Origin of the sequence: Blautia sp. AM42-2, assembly GCF_003480245.1 — a bacterium.
GTDB lineage: Bacteria > Bacillota > Clostridia > Lachnospirales > Lachnospiraceae > Fusicatenibacter > Fusicatenibacter saccharivorans.
The window spans coordinates 90,116-107,734 of the sequence record NZ_QUIM01000007.1; the positions used below are offsets into that span (position 1 = coordinate 90,116).

Sequence of the window (17,619 nt, forward strand, 5' to 3'; positions counted from 1 at the left end):
TCCTCCGACTTCATTCGACGTCTTTTTAAATCCGTCTCTTCTATGATTTTAGCACAATAAAGCATCACGGGCAACCTAGAAATTTAACTATTTTGACGAATCCTCATTTTCCTCCTGTGCAGGTGCGTGAAAGAATGTGTAAACCTGCTCCGCCGCCTTTTTATTCATGCCCGGAAGTCCGGAAAGTTCTTCCACGGTTGCCGCCTTGATATCATCAATTCCCTGAAAGTGGCGCATCAGTTCTTTCCTTCTTGTCGGCCCGATGCCCGGGATGTCGTCGAGAATCGAGTGGACCTGGCCCTTGCTCCGCAGCAGGCGGTGGTATTCGATTGCAAAGCGGTGTGCCTCGTCCTGCACGCGTGTGATCAGTTTGAAGCCCTCGCTATTCCGGTCGATCGGAATTTCCACGTTTCGGAAATACAGACCCCTCGTGCGGTGCTTGTCGTCCTTTACCATACCGCAGACCGGAATCGCAAGATCCATTTCTTCAAGCACCTCAAGCGCAATGTTGACCTGGCCGCGTCCGCCGTCCATCATGATCAGGTCCGGCAGCCGCTCGAAACCGCTGTCCTCCTGGATGCCGCGCAGAAAACGGCGGCTTAAGACCTCTTTCATACTGGCGTAATCGTTCGGTCCCTCGACGGATTTGATCTTGAATTTTCGGTAATCGGCGCGCTTTGGCTTTCCTTTCTCGTAGACGATCATCGAGCCGACCGACTGGAAACCGCTGATATTGGAGATATCGTACGCCTCGATGCGGTCGATCGACGGCAGGTTCAGCCATCTGGCGATCTCTTTTACGGCACCGACCGTCCGACCCTCTTCCCGCTTGATCCGCTCGCGGTCCTGGTCGAGAACGATCTGTGCGTTCCGCTCTGCCAGTTCCACCATTTTTTCCTTGCTGCCCTTTTTCGGCACGCGGATGCGGACCTTCTGGCCCCGTTTGCTGCTTAAATACTCTTCCATCAGCTCCTGCTCGGCAATCTCCTCGGAAATCATGATTTCCCGCGGGATGAACGGCGTGCCGGAATAGAACTGTTTCATAAACGTGAGCAGCACCTCGCTTTTCTGCTCCTCCTCGCCGATCCGCAGATAATAATGCTCCCGCCCGATCAGCTTTCCGTTCCGGATAAAGAAGACCTGCGCCACCGCATCCTCTTTGTCCATCGCAAGCGCAATGACATCCTTGTCCTCGCCGTCACTGTTCGTAATCTTCTGCCGCTCGCCGATCCTGCGCACGCTGTCGATCAGATCACGGTACTCCGCCGCCTGCTCGAACCGCATCTCCTCAGCCGCCTCCGTCATTTTTCCAGTCAGCTCTTTGATAATGTCATTGTAATTTCCATTCAGAAAACTGATCGCCTTTTTGATCTGCTCGCCGTACTCTTCTTTGGAAATGTATCCCTGGCACGGTGCCTTACACTGGTGGATGTGATAGTAAAGACACGGGCGGTCCTTGCCGATCTCCTTTGGCAGGCTCTTATTGCAGGAACGGATATCGTACAGCTTCCGCAACAGTTCGATCGTATCTTTCACAGCTCCGGCGCTCGTGTACGGGCCGAAATATTTCGCCTTGTCCTTCTTCATCTGATGGGAAAACAGAATGCGTGGAAAATCCTCGTTCACGGTCACCTTAATGTACGGGTACGCCTTGTCATCTTTCAGCATCGTATTGTATTTCGGACGGTGCTCTTTGATAAGGTTGCACTCCAGCACGAGCGCCTCCAGTTCGGAATCCGTCACAATATACTCAAAACGGGCGATATGCGTGACCATCCGCTCAATCTTCGGCCCTTTGTTGCGGCTCGTCTGGAAATACTGGCGGACACGGTTTTTCAGCGAAATCGCCTTTCCTACGTAGATAATTGTATCGTCCGCGTCGTGCATCAGATAGACGCCGGGTTTCCCCGGCAGTTTTTTCAGTTCTTCCTGGATATCAAACGCCATATGACCCTCCTCTTTTTGGGACTGTAATGTTGAAAATGCCCAGCGTGCAGAGATCGTTTTCTCTGCTCCCGCCGGGCCTTTTCGCTTTCTTTTTATACTTCTGGGTTTACGGTAAAATCCGCCTCCGGAAGTGCTGTATTTTCTGTTTCTGTATTTTCTGGATTTTCAACTGCTTCTTCCGCGTTTCCATTCCGTTTTGCAATCACCTGATGAAAAATCTCCATAAATTCTTTTCCGGTGATCGTCTCTTTCTGGATCAGGTAAGCTGCGATTTCATCCATCGCATCGCGGTTAGCTGCCAGAAGTTCTTTTGCCTGCTCATACGACTCTTTCAAGATCTTCATGACCTCGTGGTCGATTTCGGTTGCTGTGGCATCGCCGCAGTTTAAGACCATTCTTCCGTCGAGGTACTGATTCTGCTGGGTCGCAAGACCGATCAGACCGAATTTTTCCGACATACCGTACTGCGTGATCATCGCGCGGACAATCTTCGTCGCTTTCTCGATATCATTCGAAGCTCCCGTTGTCACGTTGCCGAATACGATCTCCTCTGCCGCTCTTCCACCGAGGCACTCGACGATCATCGCCTCGAGTTCGCTCTTCGTGTTGAGGTATTTCTCCTCCTCCGGCACCTGCATGACGTAGCCGAGCGCACCCATCGTACGCGGCACAATCGTGATTTTCTGTACCGGCTCGGAATCCTTCTGCAGTGCAGTAACAAGTGCGTGGCCTACCTCGTGGTAGGAAACGATCTTTCGCTCTTCCTGGCTTAAGATGCGGTCCTTCTTCTCTTTTCCGACGAGGACAACCTCGACTGCCTCGAGAAGATCCTTCTGGGAAACGGCTTTTCTTCCGTTCTTGACCGCAAGAATCGCTGCCTCGTTGATCATATTTGCAAGATCAGAACCAACGGCTCCCGATGTCGCAAGTGCGATGCCGTCGAGATCAACCGTCTCATCGAGCGATACGTTCTTGGCGTGTACTTTCAGGATTTCCACACGGCCTTTCAGGTCCGGTCTTTCTACGATAATCCGGCGGTCAAAACGGCCTGGACGCAGCAGCGCCGGGTCAAGAACCTCCGGGCGGTTTGTGGCCGCAAGGATCAGAATACCCTTGGAGCTGTCGAATCCGTCCATCTCGGCGAGGAGCTGGTTTAACGTCTGCTCCCGCTCGTCGTTGCTGTTGTAGCTGTTGTCACGGCTCTTTCCGATCGCATCGATCTCATCGATAAAGATGATGCACGGTGCGTTTTTCTTTGCTTCCTCAAACAGGTCACGCACACGCGATGCACCGACACCGACGAACATCTCGACAAATTCCGAAGCGGACATCGAGAAAAACGGTACGTGCGCCTCACCGGCTACGGCTTTGGCAAGCAGTGTTTTTCCGGTTCCAGGAGGGCCTACAAGAAGCGCTCCTTTCGGAAGTTTTGCACCGATTGTCGTGTATTTTCCAGGGTTATGCAGGAAATCCACAACCTCCTGGAGCGATTCTTTTGCCTCGTCCTGTCCCGCAACATCGCGGAATGTCACGCCGGTTTCTTTCTGTACGTAGGCCTTTGCTCTGCTCTTTCCTACGCCCATGACTCCGCCGCCTTTGTTCATGCTGCGCATCACCCATACCATGACAGCGACAAGCATCACAACCGGCAGAATGACGGTCAGCAATGTGTAAATGATCGTTCCGGTAGAATCCGGCGGATCTTTGTGGTACGTAATGCCTTTCTCCTGTAACAGATCGACCAGTTCCTGCTCATCTCCCATCATCGTTACCTGATAGGTGATTCCCTCCGATTTCTGGTCTTTCGGCGTTACGGTCAGTGTTCCCGATTTCAAGACAACTTCCTGCACTTCATCGTTGTTTACCATGTCCAGGAATTTGCTATAGTCAAGATCCTCGGAAGTAATTCCCCCAAGGGCATTGTTCAGAAGTCCCATCACCATCAGGCTGACGAGGAGGCAGATCAGGATAATGAGTATCGTCTGTCTGTTTTTCGGTCCTCCCCCGGAGCCTTTTTCTGGTTCCCGGTTCTGATTTTTTCTATCGTCCATGCTTTTCCTCCTTGTATGTCAAACCGCCCCTCTTTTTTTACGGACACTTTAACTCTTACATTATATCGGATTCCCTCTTAATTAGCAAGCCGGACTTTGTGAAAAAAGACTGAATTTATCTATACAAAAACGGCCCGCCGACACTCTTTCAAGTATCGGCGGACCGCCAGATAACACTCACATTACATTAGTCGTTATATCCGTTCGGATTCTTCTGCTGCCAGTTCCAGGAATCGGCACACATCTCCTCGATGCCGTACTCAGCCTCCCAGCCAAGCTCCTCTTTTGCTTTGTCGCATTTGGAGTAGCAGGTTGCGATATCACCGTCACGGCGCGGTTTGATTTCGTATTTCAGCGGATGGCCGCATGCTTTCTCGAATGCGTGGATCACATCGAGTACGCTGTAGCCTTTGCCGGTTCCGAGGTTGTAAATGGAAACGCCCTCGTTGTCAGCCAGTTTCTGGATGGCTTTTACATGGCCGCGTGCCAGGTCAACAACATGGATGTAATCGCGGACACCAGTTCCGTCCGGAGTATCGTAGTCATCACCGAAAACGCCGATGCACTCGAGTTTTCCGATGGCAACCTGTGCGACATACGGAAGCAGGTTGTTCGGGATGCCCTTCGGATCCTCTCCGATAAGGCCGCTCTTATGCGCTCCGATCGGGTTGAAGTAACGAAGCAGGATAACATTCCATTCCGGATCTGCGGTGTGGATGTCGGTCAGAACCTGCTCGAGCATGCTTTTTGTCCAGCCGTATGGGTTGGTCGGGGTTCCCTTCGGGCACTCCTCGGTGATCGGAATCTGTGCCGGATTGCCGTATACGGTTGCAGAAGAACTGAAGATGATGTTCTTTACGCCATGGTTTCTCATCTCATCGCAGAGAATCAGGGTTCCGGTCATGTTGTTGTGATAATATTCAATCGGTTTATGTACGGACTCGCCGACTGCTTTTAAGCCTGCGAAATGGATGACAGCGTCAATTTTCTCGTTGTCGAAAATTTTCTTTACGCCTTCGCGGTCCAGCATATCGGTTTTGTAGAAGGTTACTTTCTTTCCGGTAATCTGTTCTACACGCTCGATGGCTTTCTCGCTTGCATTGTAAAGGTTGTCCATGACAACAACGTCATAGCCTGCGTTCAGCAGTTCCACACAGGTGTGGCTTCCAATATAGCCTGCACCGCCAGTAACTAAGATTTTCATTTTGGTATCCTCCATGTTTTCCTTCGCTGCTGCTTTTTTTGCCGCAGCGGGTTAATTGAAGCATTTAGTTTATTCTACAACGTTTCCATGAATTTTGCAAATGCACTTCTGCCTTCCTCGGTGCACTTGTAAACGCCGGCATCCTCGAGTACACCGACAAAGACTTTTCCGACTTCCTCTTTCAGGATATCCATCACATTTTCGCTGTTCAGCTCCGGATGGCGCGGCAGGAATTCGTCTACCCAATCGGCATGTTTCTCCAGCTCTGCGACAGCGCGGACATCTTTTCCCTCTACAAGGCATTTGGAAAGCTCTTCCAGCTCATCTTTTAAGCGCGCCGGCAGAATCGCAAGTCCCATAACCTCAATAAGGCCGATGTTCTCTTTTTTGATGTGATGATACTGTGCATGCGGATGGTAAACACCGAGCGGGCATTCGTCCGTCGTGATGTTGTTGCGCAGTGCCAGATCGAGTTCGAACGTATCGCCCACTTTTCTTGCGATCGGCGTGATCGTGTTGTGCGGCTCTCCGTCAGTCTCGGCGAATACAAACGCATCCTCATCCGTGTAACCTCTCCAGCAGTTCAGGATATGCTCTGCCAGATCGATCAGCCGTTTCTCATCTTTGTGGCGGATCCGGATGACGGACAGCGGCCATTTGACGATGCCGGTTTCCACATCCTCGTATCCTTTGATGGTAAAATGGCGCTCGATCGGCGCTTTCGCCATTGCGAAGGTATAGTGGCCGCCCTGATAATGATCGTGGCTTAAAATGGAGCCTCCCACGATCGGCAGATCCGCATTAGAACCGATGAAGTAGTGCGGAAACAGCTTGATAAAGTCAAACAGCTTCACAAAGGTCGCGCGCTCGATCTTCATCGGGTTATGCTGGAAATTGAACACGATGCAGTGCTCATTGTAATACACATATGGCGAGTACTGGAATCCCCACTCCGTCTGATTGATCGTCAGCGGAATGATGCGGTGGTTCTGGCGCGCCGGGTGGTTGACGCGTCCCGCATAGCCCACATTCTCCTTGCAGAGCAGGCATTTCGGATAACCGCTCTGTTTTGCCAGTTTTGCAGCCGCGATCGCCTTCGGGTCCTTCTCCGGTTTGGAGAGGTTGATCGAGATATCAATATCGCCGTAGGCACTCGGTACGCTCCAGCGGATATCCTTTGCGATGCGGTATCTGCGGATGTAGTTGGAATCCTGGCTCAGTTTGTAGAAGTAATCGGTTGCCTCCTGCGGGCTCTTCGCATAGAGTTCCTCAAACTTCTTTACCACCTCTCCTGGGCGCGGCATCAGGCAGTCCATCAGTTTCGTATCGAACAGATCGCGGTAAACGACGCTGTTGTGTTCGAGAAGACCGCGCTTAGCTGCATCATCAAGCAGTTCATTTAAAGTCTCTTCCAGATCCGGGGTCTCCGGAATTTGCTCCGGCTCTTCGTAATCGGAAATCTGCATGACTTCCAGAATCCGGTTTGTCGCATAGATTTTATCCAGTCCCGAAACAAGACCGGCATTTTCTCCATATTTTACCAGTTTTGCAATACTCTCGTTAATCACTGTAGCTTCCTCCCTGCTGCCGATCCAGCTTTTTTATTTCTTATTTTAATACGCCTGCGCCGTCTCCGATGTCTACGACATAGAAGTCTGCGGCATAGCCGATTTTTTCTTTGTAAGCTGCGCCTACTTTTGCGATGAAGTTGTCAATATCTTCTGTTTTTACGATGCTGACGGTGCATCCGCCGAAGCCTGCGCCTGTCATACGGGATCCGATGACACCCGGGCAGTTCCATGCTTCTTCCACAAGAGTATCCAGCTCGATGCCGGTTACCTCATAGTCATCACGCAGGGAAACGTGGGATGCGTTCATCAGCTCGCCGAATTTTGCGATGTCGTTTGCCTTTAAAGCTGCAACGGCCTGAACGGTTCTCTGGTTCTCGTAAACAGCATGTTTTGCACGTTTCTGGCGGACCGGATCTTTGATGGCATCTTTCACTGCCTCAAACTCTTCCTCGGTCAGCTCGCCAAGGCTCTTGATGTCTTTGACTTTCTGAATCTCAGCCAGAGCAGTCTCGCACTCGCTGCGGCGCTCGTTGTATTTGGAGTCGCCAAGGCCGCGTTTCTTGTTGCTGCAGGAGATGACAATTCTTGCGCCTTCCAGTTTAACCGGTGCGTACTCATATTTCAGATCGCTGGTGTCAAGAAAGATCGCACAGTCCTTTTTGCCCATGGCGATGGCGAACTGATCCATGATACCGCAGTTGACGCCGTTGTAATTGTTCTCGGAGAACTGGCCGTACAGAGCGATGTCGATCATGGAGATGGTGTCGTAGCCGAACATGTCACGCAGCATTACGCCGGTTACGGTCTCAACGGATGCGGAAGAGGAAAGGCCGGAGCCGTTCGGAATGTTTCCGTAGAGCACGATATCGAAGCCCTGCTCTACCGGGAAGCCCTTCTGGCAAAATGCCCACATCATTCCCTTCGGATATGCGGTCCAGTTGCCTTCTTTTCCCATCAGGAATTCATCGAGAGAAGATTCTACCACGCCGAGTTTTTCAAAGTTCATAGAGTAAAAACGAAGCTTTCTGTCGTCACGTTTTCTTGCTGCCATGTAGGTTCCGATGGTCAGTGCGCATGGAAATACGTGGCCTCCGTTGTAATCGGTGTGCTCACCGATCAGGTTCACACGTCCAGGTGCGAAGTAGGTGCGGATGTCGCCCTCTCCCCCGAACAGTTTTGCAAAACAATCCAGTACCTGCTGTTTCATTTTGTTGTCTCCTTTTCTTTTTGGTGTGTTGTTTTCATGGTTTCGTTTTGTGTGTTGTGTGTGTATTGTGTGTTTGTGTGTTTTTTCTTATCTTCTTAAGTATCATTATAGTGAGCCGTACGCCCATCTGCAACAACAATATTGGGGCAAACGATAATTATATTGAGGTGATCTTCGATTTTTTCTTGTTTTTTTTCCCTTTTTGCCGCATACTTTACTTATCGTATGATTTTTAATGGATTTTATGGATTGGAGGTACGTTTCATGCAGATCCGCATGGATAAAGAAAACCGTGAGCTGAAGGCCCACGGCAGCTATGAATTTCCTGTCAACATCAGTTACGAACAGCTCTCCCGCTACGAGCGCGGCTCCTTTTCCTGGCACTGGCACCCGGAAATTGAGCTGACGTTTGTCCTCTCGGGACAGATCGGATATCAGGTCAACGGCAAATCGTATGTCTTAAAAGAAGGGGACGGCATTTTCTGCAACACGAATGCGCTTCACAGCGGCCACATGATCGACGGGATGGACTGCGTCTATATTTCAACCACGTTCGCCCCGCGCTTTCTCTATGGTTTTTCAAACAGTGTGATCCAGACGCGCTACGTCGAACCGGTGCTGACGGATATGCAGCTCGCCTCCATCGTCTTTTCGCCGGAGATCGACTGGCAGAACCAGGTACTTGCCTGTATGCACCGCATCTACGACCTCTCGCTTTCACAGCCGTCCGCGTTTGAGATGGAAATCCAGGAGCTTCTGCTGTCGATCTGGATTGAGATTTACCGCCACGCATCGTTTTCCGGTGAATCCCAGAACACGGCGGCAGCGCGTGATGTTGAGCGGCTCCGCATTCTGCTCGACTACATCCACCGCCATTATATGGAGCATCTGACGCTCGAGGATCTCGCCGCACAGATCCACATCTGCCGCAGTGAATGCTGCCGTTTTTTCAAGAAATGCATGAACGAATCCCTGTTTGACTATCTTCTCGATTACCGTATTGAAAAAAGCCTGCCGCTCCTTCTCGAGCGCCAGGCCAGTATCACTTCCGTAGCAGAACAGACCGGATTTTCCAGTCCTGCCTATTTTTCTAAAATTTTCCGGCAGCAGATGGGCTGCTCACCGAGCGAATACCGGAACCGTGCGGATCACACGTAACGTTCAGCGCTGCACCGAGATTTCATTTCCTGCTGCCCGGCTTTTGATCCGCTCTCACAATCCACCCTCTCCCAAAACGAATGGATTACCTCCGGGAGGCTGCTGCGCTGCACAATCCGGCAGTCCTCCCACTCTCTTGGGAACAGCTCGCGGTACTCCCTGTTTCGGAACCGCTCGTCGAGCAACAGAATCACACCCGTGTCCTCCGTCGTACGGATCACGCGCCCTGCCGCCTGCAATACTTTATTCATGCCGGGATAGCGGTACGCGTAGTCGAAACCGTTCTCTCCGCTGCGGTCGAAATATTGCTTTAAAAGTTCTCTCTCCGGCCCCACCTGCGGGATTCCGGCTCCCACAACGGCCGCGCCGATCAGCTTTTCCCCGTCCAGATCAATTCCCTCCGAGAAAATGCCTCCCATGATACAGAATCCCACCAGCGTTTTCTCGTTGTCTTTCGCAAACGCTTCCAGAAACGCTTCTCTCTCCTGCTCCCGCATCGCCGACTCCTGGATCAGGCAGGTCACGTTTTCATCTGCATACAGTTCCTCATAGACCGCATAGACATCCTGCATCAGGCGGTATGACGGGAAGAACGCCATATAGTTGCCCTTCCGGCTCTGGATCATCTCGTTCAGATAGGCGGCGATCTTCTCAAACTCTGCGCGGTTTCTCCGCTGATACTTCGTGCTGACCTCGCTTCCGATCGCCAGACACCGCTTCGTGGGATCAAACGGGGACTCCACGTAAATCGCGTAATCGTCCGTATTCGTGCTGAACATCTTCTTATAATACTGCACCGGCAGCAGCGTCGCGGAAAAGAAGACGGCCGACCGCCCCTGGTTGATACACTGCTGCAGATTCTCCGCCGGGTTGACGCAGAACAGGCGCAGTGCAAAATCGCCGTTATCGAGATAACTCGTGTAGATCAGATAATTTTCATCCACTAAATTGTAAATCTCGGAAAAATTTCGCAAGTTAAAGTAAAATTCCAGAACCTGCTTCCGGATTTCGCTTGTCTTATGCGCTTCCAGCCAGCCCGCCAGTTCTTCCAGCAGCTGATTGACCATCATAAGAAACGTCGATACGCTTTCCAGCTCCGTGCAGGAATCGCACTCTCTTTTGTAGACGAGCATCTGGTGATTGCAGCGATTCAGCGCCTTCTCGAGCTTTTTGCCCGGTGCATACGGGCGGAGGAGCTGGCGGACCTTTAAAATCTCCTCTTTGACGAGCGTGGCACTGAACATATCGCGGCCCCGCTCGACCAGGTTATGTGCCTCGTCGATCAGAAAGATGTAGTCACCCTTCGTTCCTTCTGCGAAAAAGCGTTTTAATTTCGAGGTCGGATCAAACGCATAGTTGTAATCGCAGATCACGCCGTCCACCCACGAAGCCACATCAAACTGGAACTCGTGCGGGCAAACGTTCCATTTTTCCGCCTGGCGCAGGACTTCCTCTCTTGTGTAGGAATCGCATTCCGTCAGCATCTCGTACACCGCCGCGTTGATCCGGTCAAAATGACCTTTCGCGCGCGGGCAGTGGATCGGATCGCATTCGGGCTCATCGAGGATGCACATTTTTTCTTTTGCGGTCAGCGTGATTGCTTTGAACTGCAGTCCCTTCTCTTTTAGAATGGAGACCGCCTCCTCTGCCACGGTACGGGTGATGGTTTTCGCAGTCAGATAAAAAAGACGGTCGCCGCAGCCCTCTCCGATCGCGCGGATGGCCGGAAAGACCGTGGACATTGTTTTTCCGATGCCGGTCGGCGCCTGGACGAAGAGTTCTTTTTTCCGCAGAATGGTACGGTAGACGCCGCTCACCAGTTCCCGCTGGCCTTTCCGGTACGGGAAGGGGAATTCGAGGTGCTGCATTGAGGCATCTCGCGCTTTCTGCCACTGGTACTGGAATTCCGCCCAGATAAACCAGGCGTCGAGTAGCTCATCGAACCACTGCTCCAGTTCCGGGAGCTTGTACGTCTGCAGAAAATGGCGGATGCGCCAGTTAGAGTGCTCCGGCTTTACCTCTTCTTTGGTGAGCGGGCGCAGAAGGCCTTCCTCCTCGGAGGAGAGCAGGGTGTACGTCATCAGCACGCCCATCTCCTCTTTGCGGTTCTGAAGGCCGTAGATGTAAGCGTAGCACTTCGCCTGTGCCAGATGTACCGGAACCGGCTCTTCCATCGTTTCGAGGTCACGGTACGTTCCCTTGATCTCCTCGATCACGGTCGTGGTTCCGTCCTCGTACATGCCGTCTGCTCTTCCCTCGACGCGCAGGATGAAATGCTCATATTCTTTTTCGTGAACCAGCGGAACCTCCGCACGGTAATCGGCGCCCCGTTTTTTCTGAATCTGCTGATGCACCCGCGTTCCCGCCTGCATGGCATCCCGCTCGCCAAAACCGCCCGACGAGTTGTCCAGATCCCCGCTGCGCAGAATAAACTCCACCAGATTCCGCACGGAAATCCGGATCTCTTTCTTCTTCTCTTCCACTAGCCCGCTCCTTTTCTAACCAGACTATTCAAAGCCCCATCTCGATTCCGCTGCGCTGCATCTCGATGTGGCTTCTCGCCATATGAAATTCCAGAAAAGAACGCTCATTCATGCAAGCATGATTCGTGTCCTTTTCTGGAATTTCGCATAGCTCTGAATAGTTATCATTATACAGAAAAAAGGAGACTGCCGCAACAGTCTCCTTTTTTTCTCTCTGAAGCTATGTGTCTCGTGTGATTAGTTTTTCTTCAGAAAGTCCCCTGCGCAAATTCTGTCTCTACTCTCGCTGGCGGCGCAGGCTGAATTTTTTTCGTTTCCCTTAATAAAATTTATGCTACAGCAAATTTCTGCAGGGTTTTATTGAATGCCGGGCTGTCACCATAGCAGTGTACGGTGAGATCACGGTTCAGATCCATGCTGAGGATGCCAAGAATGGATTTTGCATCAATAATAACGCGGTTGTAAAAAATGTCAATATCAAAATCACATTTGGAAGCTGCTTTTACAAACTCCTCTACTTCCTCAGTTCCATTGAGTCTTACTACGCAGTGTGACATACGATTCACCTCTTTCTTAATCAATAGCTGTTTGTTTTCCTATCGTTGAGGTAGATTATGCACTTTTTCTCTTTAAATGTCAATATTGAATTTATTTCCTTGTTTTTGCCATATTATGCATGTTTTTTATGCAAGTTTTTCTCATTAACCCTTCATATTTGTCGCTTTTTGTCTCATTTGCGCAGTCGTGTGTAACCGGTTACACAAAATCCGTTTAAAATAAAATAGTTTTTGCCAAAAGAAACGTAAAAATCTTGTCAAAAAAACCCGCTTTTCCTTGTAAAATCAAGGAAAAACGAGTTTTTCATGCCATTACTTGCTTCTATATTTAATGATTAGATGTTGATCTTTGCAATATCGGTGTTATCCACTTCTGCAAATCTTCCTTCGTCCACCAGCTCGGCAAACTCCGGATGAATCGGCATTTTGCCGAGAACCGGCACGCCGATCTCGGCTGCGATCTCGTCGATGTGGCTTTCGCCGAAAATGGACAGCTTTTTGCCGCAGTCCGGACATACGAGGTAGCTGTAGTTCTCTACGATACCGAGCACCGGAACGCTCATCATCTGTGCCATCTTGTAGGCTTTCATGACGATCATGCGCACCAGATCCTGCGGGGAAGATACGATCACTACGCCGTCTACCGGAAGAGACTGGAAAACGGTCAGCGGAACATCACCGGTTCCTGGCGGCATATCGACGAAGAGATAGTCCAGGTCGCCCCAGATGACGTCGGTCCAGAACTGTTTTACGGTTCCTGCGATGACAGGTCCTCTCCAGATGACCGGCTCTTCCTCGCCCGGAAGCAGGAGGTTGATGGACATTACCTTTACGCCGTTTGCTGCAACTGCCGGGTAAACGCCCTTGTCATCTACGTTTGCAGGTCCTTTCAGGCCATACATTTTCGGGATGGACGGTCCTGTGATATCGGCATCGAGGATACCAACCTTGTAGCCCTCTTTTGCTTTCTGGTTTGCCAGAGATGCGGTTACCATGGATTTACCAACACCGCCCTTGCCGCTGACAACGCCAATGACATGTTTGATCGAAGAATCGGCATTCAGATCAATATGAAAATCCGGTTTGCCCTGTCCTGCTTTGCTTGGACATCCTTCGCAGCTTTCTTTGGAACAGCTCGAATTGCTGCATTCTTTTGCCATGTTTCTTTCCTCTTTTCTTGTTTTTCTTGCTTATTTGACAAAGCGGTCGATCGCCTTATTCAGCTCCTGAATCGCTTTTGTGTCCCCATGCTCGACTGCATCGACGATGCAATGTTCAATGTGATCCTCCAGGATAATTTTTCCTGTATTGTTAATGGCCGCCTTCACGGCAGACAGCTGGATCAGAACCTCAGTGCAGTCCCGGCCTTCCTCTACCATCCGCTTGATCGACTCCATGTGTCCGATCGCGCGGGAGAGGCGGTTTAAGACTGCTTTTGTATTTGTATGATGGTGCCCGTGGGCGTGATCGTGGGAATGCTCGATCACGGTGCCGTCTTCCAGCACATGCACATGCGTGTGTTTTTCTTCACTCATCGTTTTTTCTCCGCTTTTCTGGTATTTTCTGCGCGATTCAGATTTCTGTAAACGTAAACCGCTGGCGGATGCCGGAGGTCTCAATGTCAAAGACCAGAGATCCGTCCGCTTCCACCGTTTTTTCATATTTTAAGTTTTTGTCCGGAAATTTCTGACGGATATACGCCTCCGGGTCATCCGTCTCAATCTCGTCGAAAAAGACGTCCCGCATCTGATTATTGGCACACTCATTAAAAATCTCCCAGACGGTCTCGTACTCTTTTTTCATCCTGTCACTCTCCGTTTCGTAAGACTTCTCCGCACTGGCTCCACTCGCCAAGCAGCCGCTCCACAGACCATGCGGCGTTCGCGGGACTCGTCGACGGAAGGCGAACCGCTTCCCGTCCCAGCTGCTTCTCCTGGTACTTCCGGTAATACTTCCACGCGGTCGCCCCGTTGCAGTAAATCTGCCGAATATCGGCGCATTCCAGAATGTCCTGCAGCGGATTCGGCACAACATCGCGGATGCTCGCATCGCTCGAGCCTGTGATGACGCAGGACGCGATCACATCCCAGACAGCGATATGATTCCGGAGCAGAAACGCCTTCTTCTCTTCCACGGTCTGCGGCACCTCTTCCCCGCACACGACTGCCGTCACTTTCCAGAAACGGTTCTGCGGATGGCCGTAAAAAAATCCGGTCTCCCTGGATTTTACGGACGGAAAACTGCCGAGAATCAGAATCCGGGAATCGGCGCGGTAAACCGGCGGAATCGGATGCACCACCGGGTGCTCATTTTTGTTCTCGTCAGGTCGGCTCATCTTCATCAAACTCCACTACCGTATAGAATCCTCTCGGTGTCTCTTTTACTTCTTTTACGATTCCCTTCCGGGACTGCAGCCTCTCATACGCCTGATAATTCCTGCTCATGGCCACTGCCGGGGTAATCGTATAATAATAGGAGGTAGGCAGTGCGCTTTCTGTCACGTTGACTTCCTGGCCTTCCTCGAGAAGTCCCTGTCGCTCCATTTTAAATTCCATCTGCCGCATATTTCTCATCCTCCTTTTTGCAGCGGCGCCAAAAAATACGCCCATGGGGTATTTTATCATACTTTCTCCAAAAAGAACAGGGGATTTTCCCGAAATTCCCCCTGTTCTAAAATTTCTCTGCCATATAATAGAAAGAACCCGGCTGCCGGAGCCGGATTCTTTTTATTATATGTTTTTTTCTTCTTAGTGATGGAACAGACGGATTCCCGTAAACGCCATTGCCATGTTGTACTTGTTGCAGCACTCGATCACAGCATCATCACGGACTGATCCGCCCGGCTCTGCGATGTACTGGACGCCGCTCTTGTGTGCGCGCTCGATGTTGTCGCTGAACGGGAAGAAGGCATCGGAACCTAAGGTTACGCCTTTCATCTGGTCGAGCCATGCACGTTTCTCTTCTCTTGTGAAGACTTCCGGTTTTACTTTGAAGATCTTCTCCCATGCGCCGTCTGCGAGAACATCCATGTACTCCTCGCCGATGTAAACGTCGATCGCATTGTCACGGTCTGCGCGGCGGATGCCGTCTACAAACTGCAGATCCAGCACCTTCGGGCACTGACGCAGGAACCAGTTGTCGGCTTTCTGTCCGGCAAGACGGGTGCAGTGCACACGGGACTGCTGGCCTGCACCGACACCGATGGCCTGACCGTCTTTGACGAAGCATACGGAGTTGGACTGGGTATATTTTAAGGTAATCAGTGCAATCTTCAGATCGCGTTTTGCTGCTTCCGGAATCTCTTTGTTCTCGGTTACCACGTTGGAGAGCAGCTCATCGTCGATCGGCAGCTCCTGGCGGCCCTGCTCAAAGGTAATGCCGAAGACCTGTTTGTGCTCGAGCGGAGCCGGACGGTAATTCTCGTCGATTTTGATGACGCAGTAGTTACCTTTTTTCTTTGCTTTCAGGATTTCCAGTGCTTCATCGGTAAATCCCGGAGCGATGACACCGTCAGAAACCTCGCGTTTGATCAGGGATGCGGTGTCTTTGTCGCAGACATCAGAAAGTGCGATAAAGTCGCCGAAAGAAGACATACGGTCTGCGCCTCTGGCTCTTGCATAAGCGCATGCTAACGGAGAAAGCTCTCCCATATCGTCTACCCAGTAAATTTTACGCAGGGTCTCGTCCAGCGGAAGACCTACGGCTGCACCTGCCGGGGAAACGTGCTTGAAGGAAGTTGCTGCCGGAAGACCGGTGGCTGCTTTCAGCTCACGTACCAGCTGCCAGCCATTGAAGGCATCCAGAAAATTGATATAGCCCGGACGGCCGCTTAATACTTCGATCGGAAGATCTCTGTCATCATCCATGTAAATTCTGGAAGGTTTCTGGTTCGGGTTGCATCCGTATTTTAACGCTAATTCTTTCATGATTTTCTCCTTTCGCAAAACACTCGATTTCTTATTTATTTTTATTCACGATTCTTGTCTCATACTTGCCGGTTGCAATGTCGATATAGCGTGTGAAGAGGGACACCTTGTTGTCCTCGTTTAAGCTGCTCCAGAGCAGTTCGGTGAAGGCATCGATGTCATCCGGAATCTCGACCAGTTTTGGCTCACCCTCAAAGCTTGGCAGCGGATTGCCGTCGTGCATGTAGGTGTGGATGAAATGGCCTTCCCCTGCTACACAGTTATCATAGGAGAAGGTGTAGCGGTTGCACTGGGACGGATCGCCGTTATTGCTCTTTAAGATCGACATCTGGTAGCCGTACGTTCCGTTCTCTACGTGCATCACACCGGAAATACGAGGAGTGTAGTTCGGTGCATCCGGCTCAAACTCTCTGCTTCGAAGGGATACCTCAAACGTTTTTCCCTGCTCCAGTCCTTCGTATACGGTATCGGTCTGGTCTCCGTTTGTTACGATCGTATCATTTCCCAGAACGCGTACCGGTGCGTAGATGATCAGGCTCGGATCTTCCAGCTTCGACGGATCAAACGCCTGTGTGCGGATTCCCTCACCCTCCTCAACAAAGACACGGTTGCGGCTGTTCTGGCTTCTGCCCATAATAAAGTATCCGGCAACAGCTTTTGTGCCGTCTTTGGATCTGCCGATCACAATTCCTCTTCCTGGATATGCATTTCCTTTTAATTCCTGTTCCAGTGATACTTTTTTCATCTTCTGATCTCCTTTTCAAGGTGGCTGGAATGGGATTTTCTGTTTTTGGATAAAAAAACAGACCCACTCCCCCAAGCATTCTTCTGCCCAGACGGTCGGCCTCTTCTCACGCTATACTCCCTGTGGTCATTTCCACTTCCGTCAGTCGTATAACTGCCTTTACCTTAACATGGAAAATCCCGCCTGTCAAGGGACACGGCGGGATTTTCTTAAAATAAAATTTTCAGAATGCACGAAGACAGCTCCGGTGGATTCTGCAAATGTGCGGGTGAACGTCAACTTAGAACCCCTCTCTGTGACGCTCTTTTCGCAGTTCATAGCGGCGTTTTCCGCCCTCCCACTCAGCTTCCTGCTCCGGAGATTCCAGAATCAGCCCCGGAACGGGAAGTGCGTGACCATTCTCGTCGATGGCCACCATCACCACGTAGGCACGGTTGATCATTTTCCGAATGCCGGTCGCAAGCTCTTCCACGTACGTGTCGACGCGCACCTCCATTGAGGTGCGTCCGACATACGTCACTCTTCCGACCAGTACGACGGTGTCGTTCAGAAAAGCAGGATGCTTGAAGTTCAGATTGTCGATGCACGCGGTGGTGATTTCGTGGCCGCAGTGGCGGCGTCCCACCAGACCGGCAAGCTCATCGATCCACGCGACCAGCTGGCCGCCGAACAGACGGCCATAGCCGTTGATATGGCGGTGCATCAGAAGATACGACTGCTCTGTCTCAGAATCTTTTACGCGTTTCTTTGCCATTTCTTCCATTTTACCA

General features: G+C 51.0%; 16 protein-coding genes and 1 riboswitch. Of the genes, 1 reads left to right on the forward strand and 15 read right to left on the reverse strand.

Going from position 1 to position 17,619, the window contains the following annotated elements:
• Positions 1-87 precede the first annotated feature (87 nt).
• The 5 genes from uvrC to DW915_RS09670 form a co-directional block, all read right to left on the reverse strand.
• Positions 88-1,947: an excinuclease ABC subunit UvrC gene (gene uvrC, locus DW915_RS09650; RefSeq protein ID WP_055219750.1), complete on the reverse strand. Its 1,860-nt coding sequence runs from the start codon at positions 1,945-1,947 to the stop codon at positions 88-90.
• Positions 1,948-2,039: 92 nt separating this feature from the next.
• Positions 2,040-3,998, reverse strand: coding sequence for an ATP-dependent zinc metalloprotease FtsH (gene ftsH, locus DW915_RS09655; RefSeq protein WP_117813181.1), 1,959 nt, complete (start codon positions 3,996-3,998; stop codon positions 2,040-2,042).
• Positions 3,999-4,185: 187 nt separating this feature from the next.
• Positions 4,186-5,202, reverse strand: coding sequence for a UDP-glucose 4-epimerase GalE (galE, locus tag DW915_RS09660; protein ID WP_022463123.1), 1,017 nt, complete (start codon positions 5,200-5,202; stop codon positions 4,186-4,188).
• A 74-nt stretch (positions 5,203-5,276) separates the two neighbouring features.
• Positions 5,277-6,770, reverse strand: coding sequence for a UDP-glucose--hexose-1-phosphate uridylyltransferase (galT, locus tag DW915_RS09665; RefSeq protein WP_055219747.1), 1,494 nt, complete (start codon positions 6,768-6,770; stop codon positions 5,277-5,279).
• Between the two features lie 40 nt (positions 6,771-6,810).
• Positions 6,811-7,980, reverse strand: coding sequence for a galactokinase (locus DW915_RS09670; protein WP_022463121.1), 1,170 nt, complete (start codon positions 7,978-7,980; stop codon positions 6,811-6,813).
• A 264-nt stretch (positions 7,981-8,244) separates the two neighbouring features.
• Here DW915_RS09670 and DW915_RS09675 point away from each other — a divergent pair, with 264 nt between their 5' ends.
• Positions 8,245-9,138, forward strand: a complete 894-nt coding sequence (locus tag DW915_RS09675) for an AraC family transcriptional regulator (protein WP_055219743.1) — start codon at positions 8,245-8,247, stop codon at positions 9,136-9,138.
• Here the strand turns inward: DW915_RS09675 and DW915_RS09680 are convergent.
• The 10 genes from DW915_RS09680 to DW915_RS09725 form a co-directional block, all read right to left on the reverse strand.
• Entirely contained in the window at positions 9,129-11,621 is a 2,493-nt protein-coding gene (locus tag DW915_RS09680; RefSeq protein WP_117801941.1) for an ATP-dependent DNA helicase, read from the reverse strand. The two genes, DW915_RS09675 and DW915_RS09680, sit on opposite strands and share 10 nt — an antisense overlap.
• A 329-nt stretch (positions 11,622-11,950) precedes the next feature.
• Positions 11,951-12,178, reverse strand: a complete 228-nt coding sequence (locus DW915_RS09685; RefSeq protein WP_022463118.1) for an HPr family phosphocarrier protein — start codon at positions 12,176-12,178, stop codon at positions 11,951-11,953.
• Between the two features lie 335 nt (positions 12,179-12,513).
• Positions 12,514-13,338 (reverse strand): Mrp/NBP35 family ATP-binding protein, encoded by an 825-nt coding sequence (locus DW915_RS09690; RefSeq protein ID WP_055219741.1) that lies wholly within the window; start codon positions 13,336-13,338, stop codon positions 12,514-12,516.
• Between the two features lie 30 nt (positions 13,339-13,368).
• Positions 13,369-13,713, reverse strand: coding sequence for a metal-sensing transcriptional repressor (locus DW915_RS09695; RefSeq protein ID WP_055219739.1), 345 nt, complete (start codon positions 13,711-13,713; stop codon positions 13,369-13,371).
• A 37-nt stretch (positions 13,714-13,750) separates the two neighbouring features.
• Entirely contained in the window at positions 13,751-13,981 is a 231-nt protein-coding gene (locus DW915_RS09700) for a hypothetical protein (protein WP_022463115.1), read from the reverse strand.
• Between the two features lie 4 nt (positions 13,982-13,985).
• Positions 13,986-14,513, reverse strand: coding sequence for a DNA-deoxyinosine glycosylase (locus tag DW915_RS09705; protein WP_118742040.1), 528 nt, complete (start codon positions 14,511-14,513; stop codon positions 13,986-13,988).
• Positions 14,500-14,742 carry a hypothetical protein gene (locus tag DW915_RS09710; RefSeq protein ID WP_022463113.1) on the reverse strand — a complete coding sequence of 81 codons (243 nt, stop codon included), beginning with the start codon at positions 14,740-14,742 and terminating at the stop codon, positions 14,500-14,502. Before DW915_RS09710 ends, DW915_RS09705 begins: the two co-directional genes overlap by 14 nt.
• Before the next feature lie 183 nt (positions 14,743-14,925).
• On the reverse strand, positions 14,926-16,104 hold the full coding sequence (locus DW915_RS09715) for a phosphoribosylaminoimidazolecarboxamide formyltransferase (protein WP_117760499.1): 1,179 nt from the start codon (positions 16,102-16,104) through the stop codon (positions 14,926-14,928).
• A gap of 31 nt (positions 16,105-16,135) precedes the next feature.
• Complete coding sequence (locus DW915_RS09720; protein ID WP_022463110.1) at positions 16,136-16,849, reverse strand: IMP cyclohydrolase; 714 nt, start codon at positions 16,847-16,849, stop codon at positions 16,136-16,138.
• A 78-nt stretch (positions 16,850-16,927) separates the two neighbouring features.
• A riboswitch (ZMP/ZTP riboswitch) is annotated at positions 16,928-17,008 on the reverse strand.
• Positions 17,009-17,129: 121 nt separating this feature from the next.
• Complete coding sequence (locus tag DW915_RS09725) at positions 17,130-17,612, reverse strand: acyl-CoA thioesterase (protein ID WP_118742041.1); 483 nt, start codon at positions 17,610-17,612, stop codon at positions 17,130-17,132.
• Positions 17,613-17,619 lie beyond the last annotated feature (7 nt).

What these genes read in the sequence shown, in the direction of transcription:
- uvrC (WP_055219750.1), bottom strand. Translation starts at nt 1,947, where the DNA reads ATGGCGTTTGATATCCAGGAAGAACTGAAAAAACTGCCGGGGAAACCC.
- ftsH (WP_117813181.1), bottom strand. Translation starts at nt 3,998, where the DNA reads ATGGACGATAGAAAAAATCAGAACCGGGAACCAGAAAAAGGCTCCGGG.
- galE (WP_022463123.1), bottom strand. Translation starts at nt 5,202, where the DNA reads ATGAAAATCTTAGTTACTGGCGGTGCAGGCTATATTGGAAGCCACACC.
- DW915_RS09670 (WP_022463121.1), bottom strand. Translation starts at nt 7,980, where the DNA reads ATGAAACAGCAGGTACTGGATTGTTTTGCAAAACTGTTCGGGGGAGAG.
- DW915_RS09675 (WP_055219743.1), top strand. Translation starts at nt 8,245, where the DNA reads ATGCAGATCCGCATGGATAAAGAAAACCGTGAGCTGAAGGCCCACGGC.
- DW915_RS09685 (WP_022463118.1), bottom strand. Translation starts at nt 12,178, where the DNA reads ATGTCACACTGCGTAGTAAGACTCAATGGAACTGAGGAAGTAGAGGAG.
- DW915_RS09690 (WP_055219741.1), bottom strand. Translation starts at nt 13,338, where the DNA reads ATGGCAAAAGAATGCAGCAATTCGAGCTGTTCCAAAGAAAGCTGCGAA.
- DW915_RS09695 (WP_055219739.1), bottom strand. Translation starts at nt 13,713, where the DNA reads ATGAGTGAAGAAAAACACACGCATGTGCATGTGCTGGAAGACGGCACC.
- DW915_RS09700 (WP_022463115.1), bottom strand. Translation starts at nt 13,981, where the DNA reads ATGAAAAAAGAGTACGAGACCGTCTGGGAGATTTTTAATGAGTGTGCC.
- DW915_RS09705 (WP_118742040.1), bottom strand. Translation starts at nt 14,513, where the DNA reads ATGAGCCGACCTGACGAGAACAAAAATGAGCACCCGGTGGTGCATCCG.
- DW915_RS09710 (WP_022463113.1), bottom strand. Translation starts at nt 14,742, where the DNA reads ATGCGGCAGATGGAATTTAAAATGGAGCGACAGGGACTTCTCGAGGAA.
- DW915_RS09715 (WP_117760499.1), bottom strand. Translation starts at nt 16,104, where the DNA reads ATGAAAGAATTAGCGTTAAAATACGGATGCAACCCGAACCAGAAACCT.
- DW915_RS09720 (WP_022463110.1), bottom strand. Translation starts at nt 16,849, where the DNA reads ATGAAAAAAGTATCACTGGAACAGGAATTAAAAGGAAATGCATATCCA.
- DW915_RS09725 (WP_118742041.1), bottom strand. Translation starts at nt 17,612, where the DNA reads ATGGAAGAAATGGCAAAGAAACGCGTAAAAGATTCTGAGACAGAGCAG.